Annotated in this window: 18 protein-coding genes and 2 riboswitches; of the genes, 2 read left to right on the forward strand and 16 right to left on the reverse strand. The window is 57.1% G+C overall.

Annotated elements, in window-relative coordinates:
* Nucleotides 1-19: 19 nt before the first annotated feature.
* A complete protein-coding gene (locus ACWJ62_RS06160) occupies nt 20-349 on the reverse strand; it encodes a hypothetical protein (RefSeq protein ID WP_148610006.1) in 330 nt (109 codons plus the stop codon).
* A gap of 181 nt (nt 350-530) precedes the next feature.
* Between ACWJ62_RS06160 and ACWJ62_RS06165 the strand changes: the two genes are divergently transcribed.
* Nucleotides 531-1,424 (forward strand): LysR family transcriptional regulator, encoded by an 894-nt coding sequence (locus ACWJ62_RS06165; protein ID WP_148610005.1) that lies wholly within the window; start codon nt 531-533, stop codon nt 1,422-1,424.
* A 59-nt stretch (nt 1,425-1,483) separates the two neighbouring features.
* Here the strand turns inward: ACWJ62_RS06165 and ACWJ62_RS06170 are convergent, their stop codons facing one another.
* The 14 genes from ACWJ62_RS06170 to ACWJ62_RS06235 form a co-directional block, all read right to left on the reverse strand.
* Nucleotides 1,484-2,101: a trimeric intracellular cation channel family protein gene (locus ACWJ62_RS06170; RefSeq protein ID WP_148610004.1), complete on the reverse strand. Its 618-nt coding sequence runs from the start codon at nt 2,099-2,101 to the stop codon at nt 1,484-1,486.
* 22 nt (nt 2,102-2,123) lie between these two features.
* Nucleotides 2,124-2,222, reverse strand: a riboswitch (glycine riboswitch).
* A gap of 1 nt (nt 2,223) precedes the next feature.
* Nucleotides 2,224-2,309: riboswitch (glycine riboswitch) on the reverse strand.
* A 35-nt stretch (nt 2,310-2,344) separates the two neighbouring features.
* The gene (gene gdhA, locus ACWJ62_RS06175; RefSeq protein ID WP_148610003.1) at nt 2,345-3,691 is read right to left on the reverse strand and encodes an NADP-specific glutamate dehydrogenase; all 1,347 of its coding nucleotides are present in this window, start codon (nt 3,689-3,691) and stop codon (nt 2,345-2,347) included.
* 13 nt (nt 3,692-3,704) lie between these two features.
* Nucleotides 3,705-4,091: a nucleoside diphosphate kinase regulator gene (rnk, locus tag ACWJ62_RS06180; RefSeq protein ID WP_148610002.1), complete on the reverse strand. Its 387-nt coding sequence runs from the start codon at nt 4,089-4,091 to the stop codon at nt 3,705-3,707.
* A gap of 312 nt (nt 4,092-4,403) precedes the next feature.
* Complete coding sequence (locus tag ACWJ62_RS06185; RefSeq protein ID WP_148610001.1) at nt 4,404-4,931, reverse strand: cyclic nucleotide-binding domain-containing protein; 528 nt, start codon at nt 4,929-4,931, stop codon at nt 4,404-4,406.
* Nucleotides 4,932-5,024: 93 nt separating this feature from the next.
* Nucleotides 5,025-6,251 carry a cytosine deaminase gene (gene codA, locus ACWJ62_RS06190; RefSeq protein WP_449285414.1) on the reverse strand — a complete coding sequence of 409 codons (1,227 nt, stop codon included), beginning with the start codon at nt 6,249-6,251 and terminating at the stop codon, nt 5,025-5,027.
* A 52-nt stretch (nt 6,252-6,303) separates the two neighbouring features.
* The gene (locus ACWJ62_RS06195; RefSeq protein ID WP_148609999.1) at nt 6,304-7,482 is read right to left on the reverse strand and encodes a benzoate/H(+) symporter BenE family transporter; all 1,179 of its coding nucleotides are present in this window, start codon (nt 7,480-7,482) and stop codon (nt 6,304-6,306) included.
* 118 nt (nt 7,483-7,600) lie between these two features.
* A complete protein-coding gene (locus ACWJ62_RS06200; protein WP_148609998.1) occupies nt 7,601-8,947 on the reverse strand; it encodes an MFS transporter in 1,347 nt (448 codons plus the stop codon).
* Between the two features lie 59 nt (nt 8,948-9,006).
* On the reverse strand, nt 9,007-9,786 hold the full coding sequence (gene benD / locus ACWJ62_RS06205; protein ID WP_148609997.1) for a benzoate diol dehydrogenase BenD: 780 nt from the start codon (nt 9,784-9,786) through the stop codon (nt 9,007-9,009).
* A complete protein-coding gene (gene benC / locus ACWJ62_RS06210; protein ID WP_148609996.1) occupies nt 9,783-10,811 on the reverse strand; it encodes a benzoate 1,2-dioxygenase electron transfer component BenC in 1,029 nt (342 codons plus the stop codon). The genes benD and benC overlap by 4 nt, the downstream gene beginning before the upstream one ends.
* Before the next feature lie 20 nt (nt 10,812-10,831).
* A complete protein-coding gene (gene benB, locus ACWJ62_RS06215) occupies nt 10,832-11,323 on the reverse strand; it encodes a benzoate 1,2-dioxygenase small subunit (RefSeq protein WP_148609995.1) in 492 nt (163 codons plus the stop codon).
* The gene (locus ACWJ62_RS06220; protein ID WP_148609994.1) at nt 11,320-12,705 is read right to left on the reverse strand and encodes a Rieske 2Fe-2S domain-containing protein; all 1,386 of its coding nucleotides are present in this window, start codon (nt 12,703-12,705) and stop codon (nt 11,320-11,322) included. The genes benB and ACWJ62_RS06220 overlap by 4 nt, the downstream gene beginning before the upstream one ends.
* Nucleotides 12,706-12,717: 12 nt before the next feature.
* The gene (catA, locus tag ACWJ62_RS06225; protein WP_148609993.1) at nt 12,718-13,659 is read right to left on the reverse strand and encodes a catechol 1,2-dioxygenase; all 942 of its coding nucleotides are present in this window, start codon (nt 13,657-13,659) and stop codon (nt 12,718-12,720) included.
* A gap of 71 nt (nt 13,660-13,730) precedes the next feature.
* Nucleotides 13,731-14,021 carry a muconolactone Delta-isomerase gene (gene catC, locus ACWJ62_RS06230; RefSeq protein WP_148609992.1) on the reverse strand — a complete coding sequence of 97 codons (291 nt, stop codon included), beginning with the start codon at nt 14,019-14,021 and terminating at the stop codon, nt 13,731-13,733.
* A 35-nt stretch (nt 14,022-14,056) separates the two neighbouring features.
* Entirely contained in the window at nt 14,057-15,178 is a 1,122-nt protein-coding gene (locus ACWJ62_RS06235) for a muconate/chloromuconate family cycloisomerase (protein ID WP_148609991.1), read from the reverse strand.
* Nucleotides 15,179-15,284: 106 nt separating this feature from the next.
* Between ACWJ62_RS06235 and ACWJ62_RS06240 the strand changes: the two genes are divergently transcribed.
* On the forward strand, nt 15,285-16,187 hold the full coding sequence (locus ACWJ62_RS06240) for a LysR family transcriptional regulator (RefSeq protein WP_148609990.1): 903 nt from the start codon (nt 15,285-15,287) through the stop codon (nt 16,185-16,187).
* A gap of 98 nt (nt 16,188-16,285) precedes the next feature.
* On the opposite strand, the gene ACWJ62_RS06245 is transcribed toward ACWJ62_RS06240, so the two are convergent.
* Complete coding sequence (locus ACWJ62_RS06245; protein ID WP_449285415.1) at nt 16,286-17,065, reverse strand: IclR family transcriptional regulator domain-containing protein; 780 nt, start codon at nt 17,063-17,065, stop codon at nt 16,286-16,288.
* Between the last annotated feature and the right edge of the window lie 109 nt (nt 17,066-17,174).

Here is a 17,174-nt window from a genome sequence, read left to right on the forward strand (position 1 = left end):
AAGCCCTTTTTTCCTTTCCTTATGAGCTCGTAACCGCTTCTTTTCGGGCTTTTAATGCCTCGATGGCATCGACCGTCAGCGGGAGCTGGCTGGCCCAAAGAATATCCTCACATTTATGGCCGATAACCCGTTCTACTTTGTTGCCGTGGGCCAACAGTGGCAGTATGTGGCGACGGAAAAACCATCGACGCTTGCATAACCACCACCCTCTGTCTAACGCCCTCAATAACTTATTGGGCGGTGTCGCCGGCATATAAAACATCAGCTCCGGTGGCTCTGGAGGTAGTTCCAATTGACTCGCTTTCTCCCAAGCCTGGAGGGCTTTTTCGATTGGGTTTATTTCGTTCATCGCATGCCTCCGCTTTCATTTTGCTGTTTGGCAAAATTACCCATGCAACTAGTAAGCAATCGTGCCAAGTGATCATTCAGTGCGAGGGTCGCGACCTCTTTTGTTAGCTTGCTACTTCCAGTTGGATCAATCAAACAAAAAGTTTTAGACTGACCGTTCATTTTTATTGAAAGGTGAGCCAATGGAAAGGCAGTCGAGCAGGAACTTGAATCGCGCCGCATTGCCGCTTCTCGACAGCGAGGTGTTGCGAACCTTTGTAACCATCGCTGAATGCGGCAGTTTTACCCGGGCTGCCGAAAAACTATTCCGCACGCCCTCGGCATTGAGCATGCAAATCAAACGCCTGGAGGCCATGCTTGAACAAGCGCTGTTTGTTCGCGAGGCGCGATCCGTGCGACTCAATGCGGAGGGTGAAATGCTCTTGGGCTACAGTCGACGCCTCCTCAAGCTCAACGCCGAAGCCGTTTCAAAATTTTTGGCCCCCACCCTGGAAGGACGCGTAGGCGTGGGAATCACTGACGCGGTAGCAGAACATATCCTACCCAATGTTTTGGCTCAGTTTGCCAGGTCATACCCTGCTGTTCAGGTCGACGTTGCGGTAGGCCATAGCATGGATTTAATCCCAAAACTTGATAAGGGAGAGCTTGATCTCGCCCTCGTGATGGGCGGAGAACCCGGTTCCGCAACACGAGGTGAGGCGATTCTCACCGAACCTCTGGTATGGGTGGGTCGCGAGGATGGCGATGCAGTCCTACGGTCACCACTACCAGTCACTCTGGCGAAACATGGGTGTACATGGCGAAAGATCGCTCTGGATGCTCTGAATAATGCTGGAATCGACTATCGAATCGCCTACGCCTGCGATCACTGCGCAAGCCAGGAGGCAGCCATGATGGCGGACCTCGCCATTACAGCGTTTCCGAAGCGATTGATTCGACCACCTTTCACACGTCTTACTCATGAATCACTGCCACCATTGGCAGATTATCAAGTGATGCTGGTAAAGCGTCCGGGCCGGGACAACGCCAGCGACGTTCTGGCCGAGCACATTACACAAGGGTTTCGCGAGAGATAATTACAAGCCCGCCCATACCTAATTACTCCATTTTTTGCACACAAGAAGCCGAGGTCCCATCACTCCCAGCGGGCCTGGGAATAGCTGAACACTGGCAGCGACAAACGCCAGCGAATGGCGGCCATACGGAGCAGGAGACCCAAGCTGAATGCGGCAAGTAGGGTCACGCTCTCATTCACTCCCTGACGAAGCAGGGTCAGGTACAGAAAAGCGACCACCAGTGAAACACTGGCGTATAGTTCATGACGCAATACCTGTGGGGTCCGGTTGCACATGATGTCGCGGATGATACCGCCAAAAATGCCGGTGGTGATGCCGGCCATCACAACAACGACCGTGTCATAGCCCAGCTCAAGGGCAACATTGCAACCAATAACCGTGAAGGCCGCGAGGCCTAAGGCATCCAGCACCAGAAACAGCTGATGAAGGTGGCGCATAAAGCGGGCGATCACGATCGTTACCAGTCCGCCCGTGATGGTCATGTAGATATAGCGTGGGTGCTGGGTCCAGGTAACAGGAAAATTACCCAGGAGAATGTCCCGGACAGTTCCGCCACCCAAGGCAGTGAAAAACGCAATAACGGCGACACCAAAGAGATCCATATTTCTCCGCCCGGCGGCGAGTGCGCCCGACATGGCCTCGGCGGTAATGGCAATCATATATATAGAGATGAGCACAGAGGACTCCTGAGTTTCTGCGGCCTCTCCCCCTGTCCCTGATACCTGAGAGTTTACAGAGCCCGGCTCTGCTTGCCCCTTCGGTGGACTGCGTTGGCAGTCGCTCTCCAGACGGCTTTGAACGGTGCCTCGCAGTACCTTTGCCTGAGCGTTTATGGGAGTTTGCGCCTTCGGCGGGGCCAGGGGCCCTCTCTCCTGCGAGAACACATGAGTATAAAAACTTAAGAAGCTGGCGCGCAGGTGTTAAATCACCCCAAACGCCAACATCGCATCAGCCACACGGCAGAACCCTGTTGTGTTTGCGCCAAACACATAGTCTCCTGGCCGGCCGTATTCTTCCGCGGTTTCAAAACAGGAGCGGTGAATTTCGGTCATGATGTCCTTCAGGCGCTGCTCGCTGTAATCAAAACTCCAGGAATCCCGGGAGGCGTTCTGTTGCATTTCCAGAGCACTGGTTGCGACGCCACCGGCATTGGCGGCTTTTGCAGGACCAAACAGGATGCCAGCCTCGCGGAATAACTTCACTGCATCGGGCATGCACGGCATATTGGCACCCTCGGCGACGGCCAGGACGCCATTACGAATCAACGCTTTCGCGTCTGAGTTTGTCAGTTCGTTCTGTGTTGCGCATGGAAGGGCCACTTTGCAGGGCACCTCCCAAATAGATGCTCCGGAAACAAAATCACTGCCATTCTGACGACGAGCCGCATAATCACTGATTCGACCACGTTCGGTTTCCTTGATCTGCCGAACCAGCGCAACGTCGATGCCGGCCGGGTCATAAACGTAACCACTCGAATCGGAACAGGCGACCACCTTGCCTCCGAACTGCTGGACCTTTTCCATCGCGTAGATTGCAACGTTTCCGGAACCGGAGACCACCACGTCTTTGTCCTCAAGGTCTACACCCTGAGCCGCCAGCATCTCACGGACAAAATACACCGTCCCGTACCCCGTCGCTTCCTTGCGGACGCGGGCGCCGCCCCATCCAAGCCCCTTCCCGGTCAGCACTCCGGATTCATACCGATTGGTAAGGCGTTTGTATTGGCCGAACAGGAAACCAAGCTCCCTGGCTCCAACGCCGATATCGCCTGCTGGCACGTCGGTATACTCACCAATGTGCCGATAAAGTTCGGTCATAAAGGATTGGCAAAACCGCATGATCTCGTTGTCAGATCGCCCTTTGGGGTCAAAGTCCGAACCACCTTTGCCTCCGCCAATCGGCATGCCGGTCAGGGAATTCTTGAATATCTGCTCGAAACCGAGAAACTTCACCACGCCCAGATTCACGGAAGGGTGAAATCGCAAGCCCCCTTTGTAGGGTCCAAGAGCCGAGTTAAATTCAACCCTGAATCCACGGTTGATCTGCACTGCCCCGGAGTCATCCACCCACGGCACCCGGAAAATGATTTGCCGCTCGGGTTCACAAATGCGCTCAAGCAGCTTCGCTTCCTTGTACTCGGGATGTTTCTCGATGACTGGCGATAGTGATTCCAGGACCTCCAACACTGCTTGGTGAAACTCAGGTTCCGCTGGATTTCTAAGGACGATCTGCTCGTACAGCTCGCCAAGGGTGCCTGTTTGATTCATGCGTTTTCCTTGTTCAGTTTGCTTGAGTTACTTCAATGATTTTCAGACGAAGCTGCTTCTTGCCGGCGAATGGCCAATCAATACGGTCCCCTACCCTAAGACCCAGGAGGGCGGCACCCGCTGGAGCCAGAACGGACACACATTCCTCGTCTGCCTCTCGCTGACTCGGGTAAACGAGCCTCATCGTGTACTCCGCGTCGTTACTTTCATTTTTAAAATGGACCAAGGAGTTCATGGTGACGGTGCCGGTAGGCAGATTCGCGGCATCAACCAGAGTTGCTCTATCAAGCTCGAGCGCAAGCGCCTGGGCAGCTTCATTGCCATGTGACTGTTTCTCCAACATGGCGGATAAACGATCAAAATCCTGTTCCAACACATAAATAGCTGGACGTTCAGACATACCGATTCCTTGAGGCTTGAAAGCCAAGAATAAGTTAAAGGATGTGTTCAGAGGGTCTCGCCGAATTCGACGATTCTTCGACGAATTCAGCGAAAGGAATGGCGAATACGGCGCAGCCCGGCAGCTAGAAGTGCTACCGTTGAGTAGAGAGAGTGAATGACATGAACACCGGTTTTCATTTAAAAGTTCAGTGGCCCCAAAAATAATGTTAGGAAGCTAAATTAGCTCAGTTTACGAAGAAAAGAAACGATCAAAATGTCTGATATCCGCGTCCTCAAAAATCCCATGAAATTACTCATATTGCGGGCCAGCTTATCTGGAGCGATACGAGAACGGCGCCGAATACATCCGATGCAATTGCTCATCCTGTTCCGCCAACACGCTCGCCATGGTAATGATGGATCTGGCCATACCACGAACAAGGTTCAGGAGCATCAGACCAAAGGCATCCGGTTCTTGTTGGTGGAAATCAAGGAACTGGACACAGCTGATTTCCAGAACAACCGATACTTCATCGGCTCTGGTACTGGCAGGCCGATCTGCCAACGCAATCATGGGGACAAAGCCCACGTCGTCACCCGGCTCGTGAGAGCGGGCAAGGGTCATGCCGCCATCTTTCCTTGGCATCCAGGTACCAACTCTGCCGCTGAGCACAATGTAGAATGCCTCGCTTCGGTCGCCAACAGAGTAAAGCGAGTCGCCGGGACTAAGGCTAAGCACGCGCCCCTCTTCCAGGAGCTTTTTTATAACCGCGTCGGGCATGGCACCAAAGCTGGAAAGCTCCCGAAAAAACTCTGGGCCTTGCTTCTGCCAATACGCTAAGGAATCTATCTTGCGCATGGAGTCATCACCGGGTTACGAAACGTGCTTACAGTATAGTCCGGTCTCCACAGCTCGAGTCTATCCTGGCGGCCGATACCAGAACTCGAAGGGTTAAAGCCGCTTCACCAAAACCCGCCCATCACGTACCGACGCCAGCACAGGCAGCTGCCCCAACAGAACCTCGTACGGCGATTGGCCATTCAACACAACACAACGAGCCGGAAGACCCTCCTCAATACCATACTCTTTCAGATCCAGCGCCGCGGCACCGTTGTCGGTGATCAGCTCCAGAGACCGGTCAATCCAGCCCATACCCAGCATGTGGCAGGCGTGCAGGCCGACATCAAGGGTCCGAAGCATGTTGCCGTTCCCCAATGGGTACCAGGGATCACGAATGGAATCCTGGCCGAAGGCTACCTTAAGTCCCGCATCCAACAGCTCCGGAACACGGGTCAGGCCACGACGTTTCGGATAACCATCGAACCGTCCCTGCAGGTGCAGGCTTTCGGTGGGCATCGAAAGAAAACGCAGACCGGATTTCTTCAACAACCGGAACAGCCGACTACAGTAATGATCGTTGTAGGAGCCCATGGCACAGGTATGGCTGGCAGTAACCCGGGAGCCATAATCAAGCTTGAGCGCCTCGGCAGCGAGCACTTCCAGGAAGCGGGACTCGGGGTCATCGATCTCGTCGCAATGCACGTCCACCAAAAGGTCATTTTTGTGGGCCAACGCCACCAGCCATTGGACCGACTCAACGCCGTAATCCCGGGTGAATTCGAAATGTGGAATGCCACCGACCACGTCGGCGCCGAGGCGCACGGCTTCCTCCATCAGCTCCTTACCCTTCGGAAATGACCAGAGACCTTCCTGGGGAAATGCCACGATTTGGAGATCCACGGTTTCAGCCATGCGCTTACGCACCTCAAGCATGGCCTTCAGGCCCGTCAGCTTGGGGTCTGTGACGTCCACATGGGTGCGAACATGCTGAATCCCGTTATCAGCGAACAGCTTCAGCGTCTGCTCCGCCCGGCTGATCACATCATCATGAGTCAGGCTGGCTTTGCGCTCGGACCAGCATTCAATACCCTCAAACAGGGTACCGCTTTGGTTCCATCGGGGCTGACCTGCGGTCATGGCCGCATCAAGATGGATGTGTGGCTCAACGAACGGCGGAACAACCAGGTTACCGCCGGCATCCAGCTGGTTGCCTGAACCTCCTTCCGGCGCCTTCTGAGCCTTGATTTCACTGAATCGGCCTTCGGCAATTACCAGCCGGAACAAGCCTTCTTGTCCCTGCAATCGCGCATTAACGATGGCATTCAGACTTTGATTCATAACATCTCCTTGCATGTATTCATGCTTATCAGATTCTTCGTTCGGATCCCGCTTACCTGGGTTTGGCTGGGCCGGCCCGTGTGATTGCATGGCATCCGAAACCAATCACCACTCCCCAGAAGGCAGAGGACAATCCGAACAGCGACAGCCCGGAAGCGGTCACGATAAACGTAATCAATGACGCCTCCCGTTGGCCTGCGTCTTCCAGCGCCGCAAACAGGTTATTTGCAATCGCCCCCAGCAGAGCCAGGCCGGCCAGTACCGCAACAAAGGCTGCAGGCAAAGAGGTGAAGAGCGCCACGATCGTGCCGGCAAACAGCCCACCGACCAGATAGAACACGCCATTGAACACGCCGGCGACGTAACGTTTCATGGGATCTTCATGAGCATCCTTGCCGGTGCAGATCGCAGCGGTAATGGCGGCAACCACCGTCGTGATCCCACCGAACAATGCCATCGGCAGCGATACCAGGCTCGACACGGCAATCACCGGTTTGGCCTTCACCCTGTACCCGGCTCCCCGCAGAATCGCCATGCCTGGCAGAAACTGCCCCGTCAGGCTGACCAGCACCAAAGGTATAGCCAGGCTCAGGGTGGAACCAAGGTTCCATTCCGGGGTGATGAACTGGGGGACAGCCATGCTCAACCGAACACCGGCCAGAGATGCATCCTCAAGCACCACCGCCAGTACTATCCCGACAATCAGAAGCAGGACCAGCGTGTATTTCGGCACCAGCCGGCGGAACACCACGTAAGCCAGCAGCATGCCTATCGCCAGCGTCGGCGTGGATTCGATAGCCGCAAAGGCACCGACCCCGAACTGGAAAAGGATCCCGGCCATCATCCCGGCGGCCACACCTTTTGGAATGGCCCTGACAAACGCATCGAACGTGCCCGAAACACCGATGACAAAGATAATCACGGCGGCGGTGATATAGGCACCTACTGCCTCGTTTAATGACAACTCCGGGAACAGGGTTACCAGAAGCGCCGTTCCCGGAGCCGACCAGGCAGTCACAATCGGTGCCTTGAGCCACAGCGACAGCAGGATTCCCGAAACCGCCGCGCCCATTGAAATAGCCCAGACCCAGGAGGTCATCATCTGGGTTGATATCTCCGCCGCCGCGCCGGCCTGGAAAAAGATGGCCAGCGGCCCGGCGTACGAAACCAGCACCGCCAGGAAACCAGCCGCAACGGCGGATAACGACATGTCTCGGAAAAGCTGCGGCATGCTCAATTCCTTCTCATCTGATCTTCGGGAACGGAAAAAAGCCCCGGACACTCACGCGCCGGGGCAAACGAGGGGTTCGACTGACAGTCTCCCTCAGGGGTGCATCAACGCTCCACAATCAATTAGTCGGGGCCAGTGCCGTTTCCGCCTCCGACTGAACAGGCTTCTCACTGAACCGCCGGCCCACCAGCGCAATGGCGACGGTGGCAATGGCGCCCGGTATGGCCAGCGCCAGGAAGTTCACATGGTGCGGCAGGGCCAGAGCCAGCAAGGTTCCACCGAGCATGGGGCCGACAATGGCGCCGTTGCGACCGATTCCCGAAGCCCAGCCCAACCCGGTAGACCTTATGCTGGTTGGGTAGTACTGGGCCACGTAGGCGTACAGCAGGATCTGCGATCCAATGGTCGTGGCGCCGGCGATTCCCATCAGGGTGTAGAGAACCCACATTGGGTTTTCATAGCCCAGGGTGATCAGCGACCCTGAGCCCAGGATGAAAAAGCTCACCAGAACAGATCGCAGTGAAAAACGGTCGGCCAACCAGCCACCGCCAACCGCGCCGACAATGGCCCCGATGTTCAGCACCATCAGGAACATCAGGCTGGAATCGAGCGGGTAACCGGCCGCGGACATCAGTTTCGGCAACCAGGAGCCAAGTGCGTACACCATCAACAAGCAGTTAAAGAAGGCCACCCAGAACATCAGCGTGCTCATGGCACGGCCACCCCGGAACAGTTCCAGCACCGGCGCCTTGCTTTCTGTGGTCGGCGGAACAACGAGGACGTCCTGCTCGTTAATAGCTTTGAAAGGCGCCACCTGGCAAAGAATGTTCCGCGCCTCGCCCTCCCGCTTCTGGGCCATCAGGAATGCCACCGACTCAGGCAGGTATTTGATCATCAGGGGCAGAAGCAACATCGGCACAATGGCAAGATAGAACATGATCTCCCATCCGAAATTGGGCACGATCCAGATACCCAGGCCTGCCGACATCATTCCGCCCACGGCGTAGCCGCTGAACATGAGCGCCACGAGCGTGCTGCGTTTGCGGGCAGGCGAATACTCGCTCATCAGCGACACCACGTTGGGCATAACACCGCCTATTCCCAGGCCGGCAATAAACCGGAGGATGCCGAACTGCCAGGCGTTGGTGGCAAAGCCGTTGATGACCGTGGTCAGACTGAACAGGACCACGCACATCAGGATAACTTTCTTGCGGCCCCACTTGTCGGACAGCATCCCAAAGCCCATGGCACCAAACATCATGCCGAACAGGGCACTGCTGCCCAGCAAACCAGCCACGTACGGATTGAGGTTCCACTGGTCCATTAACAGCGGCAGAACCACGCCATAAATCACCAGGTCATAACCGTCGAAAATTATGATCAGGGTGCACCAGAAGAGCACCTTCCAGTGGAACTTGTTGAATGCTGCGTTATCGATAACGTCGTTGACGTCTATGTTTCTCATTGGTCTGTTTCTCCGAATACTGTTGTTGTTGTCGGGAGTTCCGATCAATCTTTTTTGCGTTAACCGCAGTCGCCGCCGGCCACGGGCAGGATGGTTCCGGTCATGTAGCTGGCCGCATCCGAGGCCAGAAACAGGATCGGCTCCGCCTGCTCATCCAGGGTTCCGTAACGGTGCATGAAACTGCTGGTATTGGTCTGGTCGATCAGGGTCTGGTACCAGGCCTTCTCCTGCTCGCCCTGTTCATCCGTGTTGCGTGGGGTCAGCCGGGGCGGCGCTTCGGTGCCGCCTGGCGCGGTCGCGTTCACCCGAATACCAAGCTCGGCATACTCGAAGGCCATGTTCACGGTCATGGCGTTGACCCCGCCCTTGGCGGCGCCATAGGGCACCCGCATCAGGCCCCGAGTAGCCACCGAAGACACGTTCACAATGGCGCCGCTCTTCTGTTCCACCATGTAAGGCAGCACTGCGCGGCAACACCACAGAGTCGGGAACAGGGAGCGCTGGATTTCCTTCTGGATCTGTTCGGGCTGGTACTGCTCGAACGGCTGGGCCCAGATGGTGCCCCCGACGTTGTTGATCAGGATGTCGATGCGGCCATACTGCTTATGGGCCTTGGCCATCACCGTTTCCGCGCCTTCCCAGGTTTCCAGGTTTGCCTGCACGGCCAGGGCTTCCATGCCCTGGTCGCGCAGTTCAGCGGCAACGCCCTGCACGTAGTCAGCAATGTCCACCAGAACCAGGCGGGCACCTTCGGCGGCGGCCAGTTCAGCCACCCGCCGGCCAATGCCTTGTGCCGCACCGGTGACCACCATCACCTTGTTGGCGAAACGCGGGCTCATGCCACCTTATCCTCGGCGGCCGGGACACTCGGGGTGAACTTCTCGTAGTGGAACGAGTTCGGTTCAATACCCTGCTCACGGAAGTAGCCCAGCACGGCGTCCACCATCGGAGGCGGCCCACAGAGGTAGACATCCACATCGCCGTCGTTCACTGGCGCGTCATCCATATGCTGGGTCACATAACCCTTACGCGGATGAGTGCTTTCCTCGCCAGCCACCACGGTGATGTAGGTGAAGTTATCCAGCTCCTCGGCAAAACGATCCAGGATATCGAGGCACACCAGATCTTCATCATTGGTCACGCCATAGATGAGGTGCGTCGGCAGATCACAACCGTTGGCCTTCATATGCTCGAGCTTGGCCAGAAAAGGCGCGAGTCCAGTGCCGCCCGCCAACATGAGTACCGGGCGTTCGATCGGGCGGAGGTAGAAACTGCCCATGGGACCGGTCAGGGTGACCTTGTCACCGGTGCGGGCCTTACCCACCAGCCAGGAACTCATCAGTCCGCCCGGCACATTGCGGATCAGGAAACTCAGGTCCCGACTGCCGGGTTTTGAGCTGAATGAATAGGCCCGCGTCTGGTCGGTGCCCGGCACCTGAATGTTCACGTACTGCCCGGGCAGGAAGGCGATGTCATCGTCCGCCGTGATCTTGAGCTCGATCGAGGTGGGCGAAATCAGGTTTACCTCGGCGACAGTGCCGGTCACTTCTGCGTTTCCGGTCTTGCACATGGTGGACGCAACCGGCACCTCCACCACACAGTCGCTGGAGGGCACCATCTGACAGGTCAGAACCATGCCCTGCTCGGCTTCCTCGTCGGACAGTGCCTCGTCGATGTACTCGTCACCCATGTCGAATTCACCCTGGCGGCAAGCGCCCTTGCAGGTGCCGCATACGCCATCGGAGCAGTCCATGGGCAGATTGATCTGCGCACGGTAAGCGGCATCGAGAACCGTTTCGCCTTCGTTGCAGGACACGAATCGGGTAACGCCGTCTTCAAAATTGAGTGCAATGTTGTAACTCATGATGATGCTCTCCCCATCAATTACAGGTGGTAGATATCAATCACCTGATTGATGTAATCGTTTTTCAGAACCACCTTCTTCTCGGTGATCAGCGGTTGCTCGCCACTGCAATCCAGGGTGTAGAAAGACACACCGAAGAACGACTGGGTTTTGTGGTAGCGGTGGCTGTTGGTCTGCCAGTTGAAACGCAGCTTCACGGTGTCGCCGTCGCGCTCCAGAATTTCGAGGTTACTGGCCAGGTGTACCGTGCGCGGCTCCGGAATGGAGCTGGCGCCGGAACGCTCGGTCTTGAGCCGGTATACGCGATCTTCCAGGCCGTTGCGGTTCGGGTAGTAGATCAGCGAGATCTCGGTCTGCGGATCTTCGGTCAACTCGTCGTTGTCGTCCCAGGCCGGCATCCAGTAGGTGACGTCCTCGTGGTAGCACTTGAGCCATTCGTCCCATTCCCGGTCATCCAGCAGGCGGGCTTCCCGGTAGACAAAGGCCTGAATCTGTTCGAAGGTCATGCTCATTGGGAGGCCTCCTCTGACGAAACGGTAGAAAGAGAAATGAAACGCGCACGCTCGGTTTCGACAGCCTTGGTCATCTCCTCCACCCAATGCTGGTGGTGCGTCACGTACAGGCCCTCATCCTCCGGCTTGGCACCGCTGAGAATCGGTTTCAGGTTGATGCGCTTGGCCCAGTCATCCGCACCTTCAATCCAGTGCTGGGCGCCACGACTCATGTCGTTCCACTTGACGCCCTTGGCGTAGTAGCCTTCCTGGCAGCCACGGAACTCTTCCAGATCGTCCGGGGTACCCATACCGGAGACGTTGAAGAAGTCTTCGTACTGGCGGATCCGTTTGGTGCGATCGGCCACCGGCTCACCTTTCGGAGCCCAGCAGTAAATGGTGATCTCGGTCTTGTTGACGTCGATCGGTCGCAACACCCGTATCTGGGTAGAGAACTGGTCCATCACGTACACATTCGGGTACAGGCACAGGTTCTTGGTGGTCCGCACGATAAAGTCAGCGCGCTCTTCACCCAGCTCCTTCTCCAGGCGTGGCAACTGGGCGTACACCGGGCGCACTTCCGGATTGGTCAGACGGGTCCACAGCATCATGTGGCCGTTCTCGAAGGAGTAGAAACCGCCCTCGTTGGACCAGCTCTTGGCATCAACCGCTTCGGTGCCACCCTTCTCGTAGTTGCGCTGGCCCATGGTGGACAGGTAGTTCCAGTGAACGGTGCTGACGTGGTAACCATCGGCGCCGTTCTCGGCAGTCAGCTTCCAGTTACCCTCGTAGGTATAGGTGGACGCACCCCGCAGGATCTCCAAGCCGTCTTCCGCCTGGTCGACAATGGCGTCGAGCACCTTGGTGGTTTCGCCCAGGTACTCCTCCAGCGGCAGAACATCTGAATTGAGGCTGCCAAACAGGAAACCGCGATAGTTTTCAAACTTCGGCAGTTGTTTCAGGTCGTGGGAACCGTCGACATTGAAGCTGTCCGGGTAACCGCCCTTCTTCTGGTCCTTGGCCTTCAGCAGCTTGCCATCGTTCTTGAAGGTCCAGCCGTGGAACGGGCAGGTAAAGGACGTCTTGTTGCCGCGCTTCTTGCGGCACAGGGTGGCACCCCGGTGGGTGCAGGTGTTCAGAATCGCCTTGAGCTCACCGTCCTTGGTCCGGGTGATGATCACCGGCTGACGACCCACCGTGGTGGTGTAATAGTCGCCCGGATTCTCGATCTGGCTCTCGTGGGCCAGGAAAATCCAGTTGCCTTCGAAGATGTGTTTCATCTCCAGCTCAAACAGTTCTTCGTCGGTGAAGATGCCGCGGTCACAGCGGTAGTGGCCGGTTTTCGGGTCGGCTTCCACCGCCCCGCGAATCTGCTTTTCAAGCCTGTCGAGTTGACGAGTCATGATGAATCCTCCTTACGCGGCTTCGCCTTCGAGAGCACGCTTGCGCTCATGGCGGGTTTGCAGCTCAGACTTGTCGGTAGACACCAGCTGGATGTTGAACTCCACCTCGGTGAACGGCTTGTTCAGGCCGAACTGCTCGGCTTTGGCGGGGTCTTCAATGCGATTGGCCTCAACCACCAGTTCTTCACGGGTCGCGAAGGCAAAGTCGTCATAGGTGTACTCGTCACCGGCCAGGTTGATCTGGGTGGTCAGGTGCTTGTAACCCGGCTTGGCAATAAAGAAATGGATATGCGCCGGACGGTTTCCATGGCGACCCAGCAGGTTCAGCAGCGCCTGGGTAGAACCCTCGGGCGGACAGCCATAACCGGACGGGATGATGGAACGGGCGGTGTAGCGACCGTTTTCGTCAGTCTTGATGCGACGACGCAGGTTGTATTCGCTCTGTGACTGGTCGAAGTAGGAGTAGGCACCCTTGGTGTCTGCGTGCCATACGTCGACAACCGCATTGGCCAATGGCTGGCCTTTTTCGTCCGTGACCTGGCCGGTCAGGATCATGGTCTCGGCAGACTCATCGGAGCCATCGTCCATGCGGGCAAAGCCTTCGCTCAGCGGCGCGCCGGCGACATAAAGCGGGCCCTCAATGGTTCTGGGAGTTCCGCCATCCAAGCCGGCCTGCTCATCTTCCGCGTCCATCCGGATGTCGAGGTACTTGTCCATACCCAGGCCCGGTGCCAGCAGCGCGGCCTCACCATTCGCGCCCAGATCACCCACATAGTAGACGGCTTGCCAGAACTCTTCGGGTGTCACGTCGAAGTCTTCAACGAGCTGGAAAATATCGTGCATGAGGCGGTGAACAATCTTCTTCACCCGCTCATTTCCAACGTCCTGGTTGAAGCCGGCAACTTTCTCCAGCAGGTCCTTTACTTCCGCAGTATTCATGGTCTTGACGGTCATGGTTGATCTCCTCGGTGCTCTTGTTTTTGTTGCTCAATTCATCTCATCAGTTGGCAACAGGGTTCTCGGATTTAGCGGTCGTCTTCGAGAATGGACGACGGGTGCCGGCACAGGGGCGCGACGGTGATATCCATGTAGGGAAACAGGGGCAGGTTGCTGATCAGCTCCTGCAGCTCGGCGTTGTCTTTCACATCGAAAATGCTGACGTTGGCGTAGCTGCCGGCCACCCGCCAAAGGTGACGCCACTTGCCCTGCTCCTGCAGGCCCTGGGCATAGGCTTTCTCCCGGGCCTTGATGTCTGCAGCCACCTCCGCTGGCATGTCGTGGGGGATGTTCACCTTCATCTCGACTTTGAACAGCATGTGCTTTCCTCCGTTTTGCGGAATGTCCCGGCGCCTCAGGCTTTCCGGCGATACTGGTTGAGTTTGTCTTCATCAATCTCGACACCCAGGCCCGGGCCCTGCGGCAAGTCGACACCGTTGCTGTGGAAATTGAGTGGCTTGACGACAATGTCGTCTTTCATCAGAAGGGGACCGAACATCTCGGTGCCCCATTGCAGGGTTTCCAGGGTGGACCAGGCGTGTAGCGCAGCAGCTGTGCCAATGGAGCCTTCCAGTAACGTGCCGCCGTAGAGCCCGATACCTGCGGCCTGAGCCACAGCGGCTTGCTCCAGAGCACGTGCAGGCCCACCGGCCTTGGCAATTTTCATGGCGACGGCACCAGCGAATCCGCTGGCTGCGAGGTTGTACATATCCTTGGCGTCGGCCACCGCTTCATCGGCCAGGATGGGCAGATGGAACTTCCCGGACAGACGCACCAGCGCCGCGTAATCCTTCATCGGGGTCGGCTGTTCTACCAGGTCGATACCAGCCGCCTGCAGCTCCGCCATACCTTTGGCAGCGGTGGCTTCGTCCCAGGCCTGGTTCACATCCACACGCACGCTGGTGCTCTCACCTAAGGCTTCCTTGATAGCCGCGACGTGACGAACGTCTTCCATCACCGGACGGGAACCGATCTTGAGTTTGAAATCGCAGTGGCGGCGGGTTTCGATCAGGCCGAGCGCCTCCTCGATATCCTTGTCGGTATCCCCACTGGCCAGGGTCCACAGCACCGGGAGGTGCTGGTGAATGGCACCGCCGAGCAAATCAGATACCGGACGTTTGAGCCGCTTGCCCTGCAGATCCAGCAGTGCGGTCTCGATGGCCGACTTGGCCAGGTTGTTACCGCGAGTTGAGCGGTTTAGCATTACCCTCAGGGTATTGATGTTGCCCGCGGGCTGGCCAATCAGTTGCGGTTTGAAATAGGTATCAATGGTAAGCTTTACACTTTCAGGGCTTTCCGGGCCGTAGGCCAGACCGCCAATTGTGGTCGCCTCACCCAGTCCCTCAAGACCGTTCGAGTCTTTCATCCGAACGATCACCATGCTCTGAACCCCCATGGTTGTCATGGATAGCTTGTGGGGGCGGATGGTCGGAATATCGACCAGGATCGCTTCAATGGACTGAATGGTGGCGGACATGTGCTCTCCGAATCGCAAGTAAAAAAACCTGTGATTCGAACAGTACGAAGTTTCAGTTATGTGAACCAATATTGATTAAGTAATAACCGATACCCTGGAGGTATGGATGGAGCTGCGACACTTGCGGTACTTCGTTGCCGTGGCAGAGGCAGGCAACCTGACCCGGGCGGCAGAAAAACTGTTTATTGCGCAACCACCGCTGACCCGGGCCATCAAACAGCTGGAAGAAGAGATAGGGGTGGAATTGTTTATCCGCAAACCCCGAGGGCTGGAGCTAACCACGGGCGGGGAATATTTTCTGGAGCAGGCCCAGCAGATTCTGGACAAAGTGGGCGCCACCGTTGAGGACACCCGCCGTATTGCCCAGCACCGGAAAACCATCTTTTCGATCGGCTTCGTCCCATCCGTGTTCTACGGGCAATTACCGCTGATGGTGCGCCGGCTGCGCCAGAACAAAAACCTGGAGATTGTCCTGCATGAGCTGAAAACCCGCGAGCAGGTGGAGGCGCTGAAGTCCGGCAAGATCGATATCGGCTTCGGCCGACTAAGAATCGAAGACCCTGGTGTGGAGCAGGAGAACCTATTTGATGAGCCGATCATCGCGGCCATTCCGGCCGGCCATCAACTAACCCGTCACCCGCCCTCCATGAAAGAGCTCTCGGAATGGCCGATGGTGACTTTCCCATCCGGTCCCGGTCCAAACTTCGCTGACATCACCCAGGGTCTGTTTCACCGTCGCGGCCTGAAAATTCATGTCAGCCAGCAGGTCAACGACCTTCAGACAGCGCTGTCTCTGGTGGCATCGGATATGGGGTTTACGCTGGTTCCTGAACAGGTCCGAAAGCTAAACCGTGAGGGCGTGGAATACATGCCACTGGAGGACAACAACATCACCACCCCGGTGATCGCCTCACGCCGGCGCGGAGAGAATCCGAATGCCGTTATGCGGCTGGCCAATACTATTCTGGGAGAGCTGGTGGAAAACCGGCTGACGGGGCGTTATCCGTAACGGTCTCGTCGGATTACGAGCCTGACGGCTCTAATCCGACCTACGCGGACACATTCAGTTCAGTAGGTCGGATTAGGCGCAGCCGTAATCCGACAAGGTCATCGGGTTGTTTGCCGCACCGCTTCAGCCGCTTCCTGCAACCGCGGCAGGTAAACCTTCATCAAAGTCTCCATATCCACCCGCGCGGCATTGGTGCTGATATTGATCGCGCCAAGCAGTTCACCACTGCCGGCAAACACCGGCACCGCTACAGAGCGCAACCCCGAATCCAGCTCCTGGTCGACAATGGAGTAGCCCTGCTCACGAGCCTGGTCGATGGCGCAGCGCAGCGCAGCTTTGTCGATAACCGATGACTCGGTGAAACGCTCCAGCCGGATGCGGTCCAGAAACGCAGCCAGCTCCGATTCCGGTAGCTGTGCCAGCAACACCCGCCCCATGGACGTGTAGGCCGCAGGCAAGCGGGTACCCACCGAGAGGGTAATCGCCATCAGCCGATGCCGCGCCGCCGAGCGCACCACGTAAACCACGTCGTCGCCATCCAACACCGCCAGGGAAGAGGATTCACCAAGCTCGGCAGTGATGTCTTCCAGGTATTGTTGAATCACCGCCCGATACTGGTTCGACGCCTGATAGGCGTAGCCCAGCTGCAGCACCCGAGGCGTCAGCTCGAACTGGCGGCCGGTACGCTTCACGAAACCCAGAGCGTGCAGGGTCAGCAGAAATCGACGAGCCTTCGCCCGATCCATGTCGGTCCTGGCGGCCACTTCACTGAGCGTCATGCGCGGATGCTCACCATCAAACGCCTGCAACACGTCCAGCCCGGAGGCCAGCGCCCCCACGTAATCCCGGTCTCCCGGCTTGAGAATCTGTTCGTCCATTCCGGCTCCTTCAGCGCCTCGGCAAGTCGATGTCAGCGCATGGTATCAGCTAGTTCGCAGTCCGAACATCCGTGCATTTTTATCAACTGGTGAAAATTTGTACTTGACG

The sequence above is a fragment of the Marinobacter sp. PE14 genome, assembly GCF_053566155.1.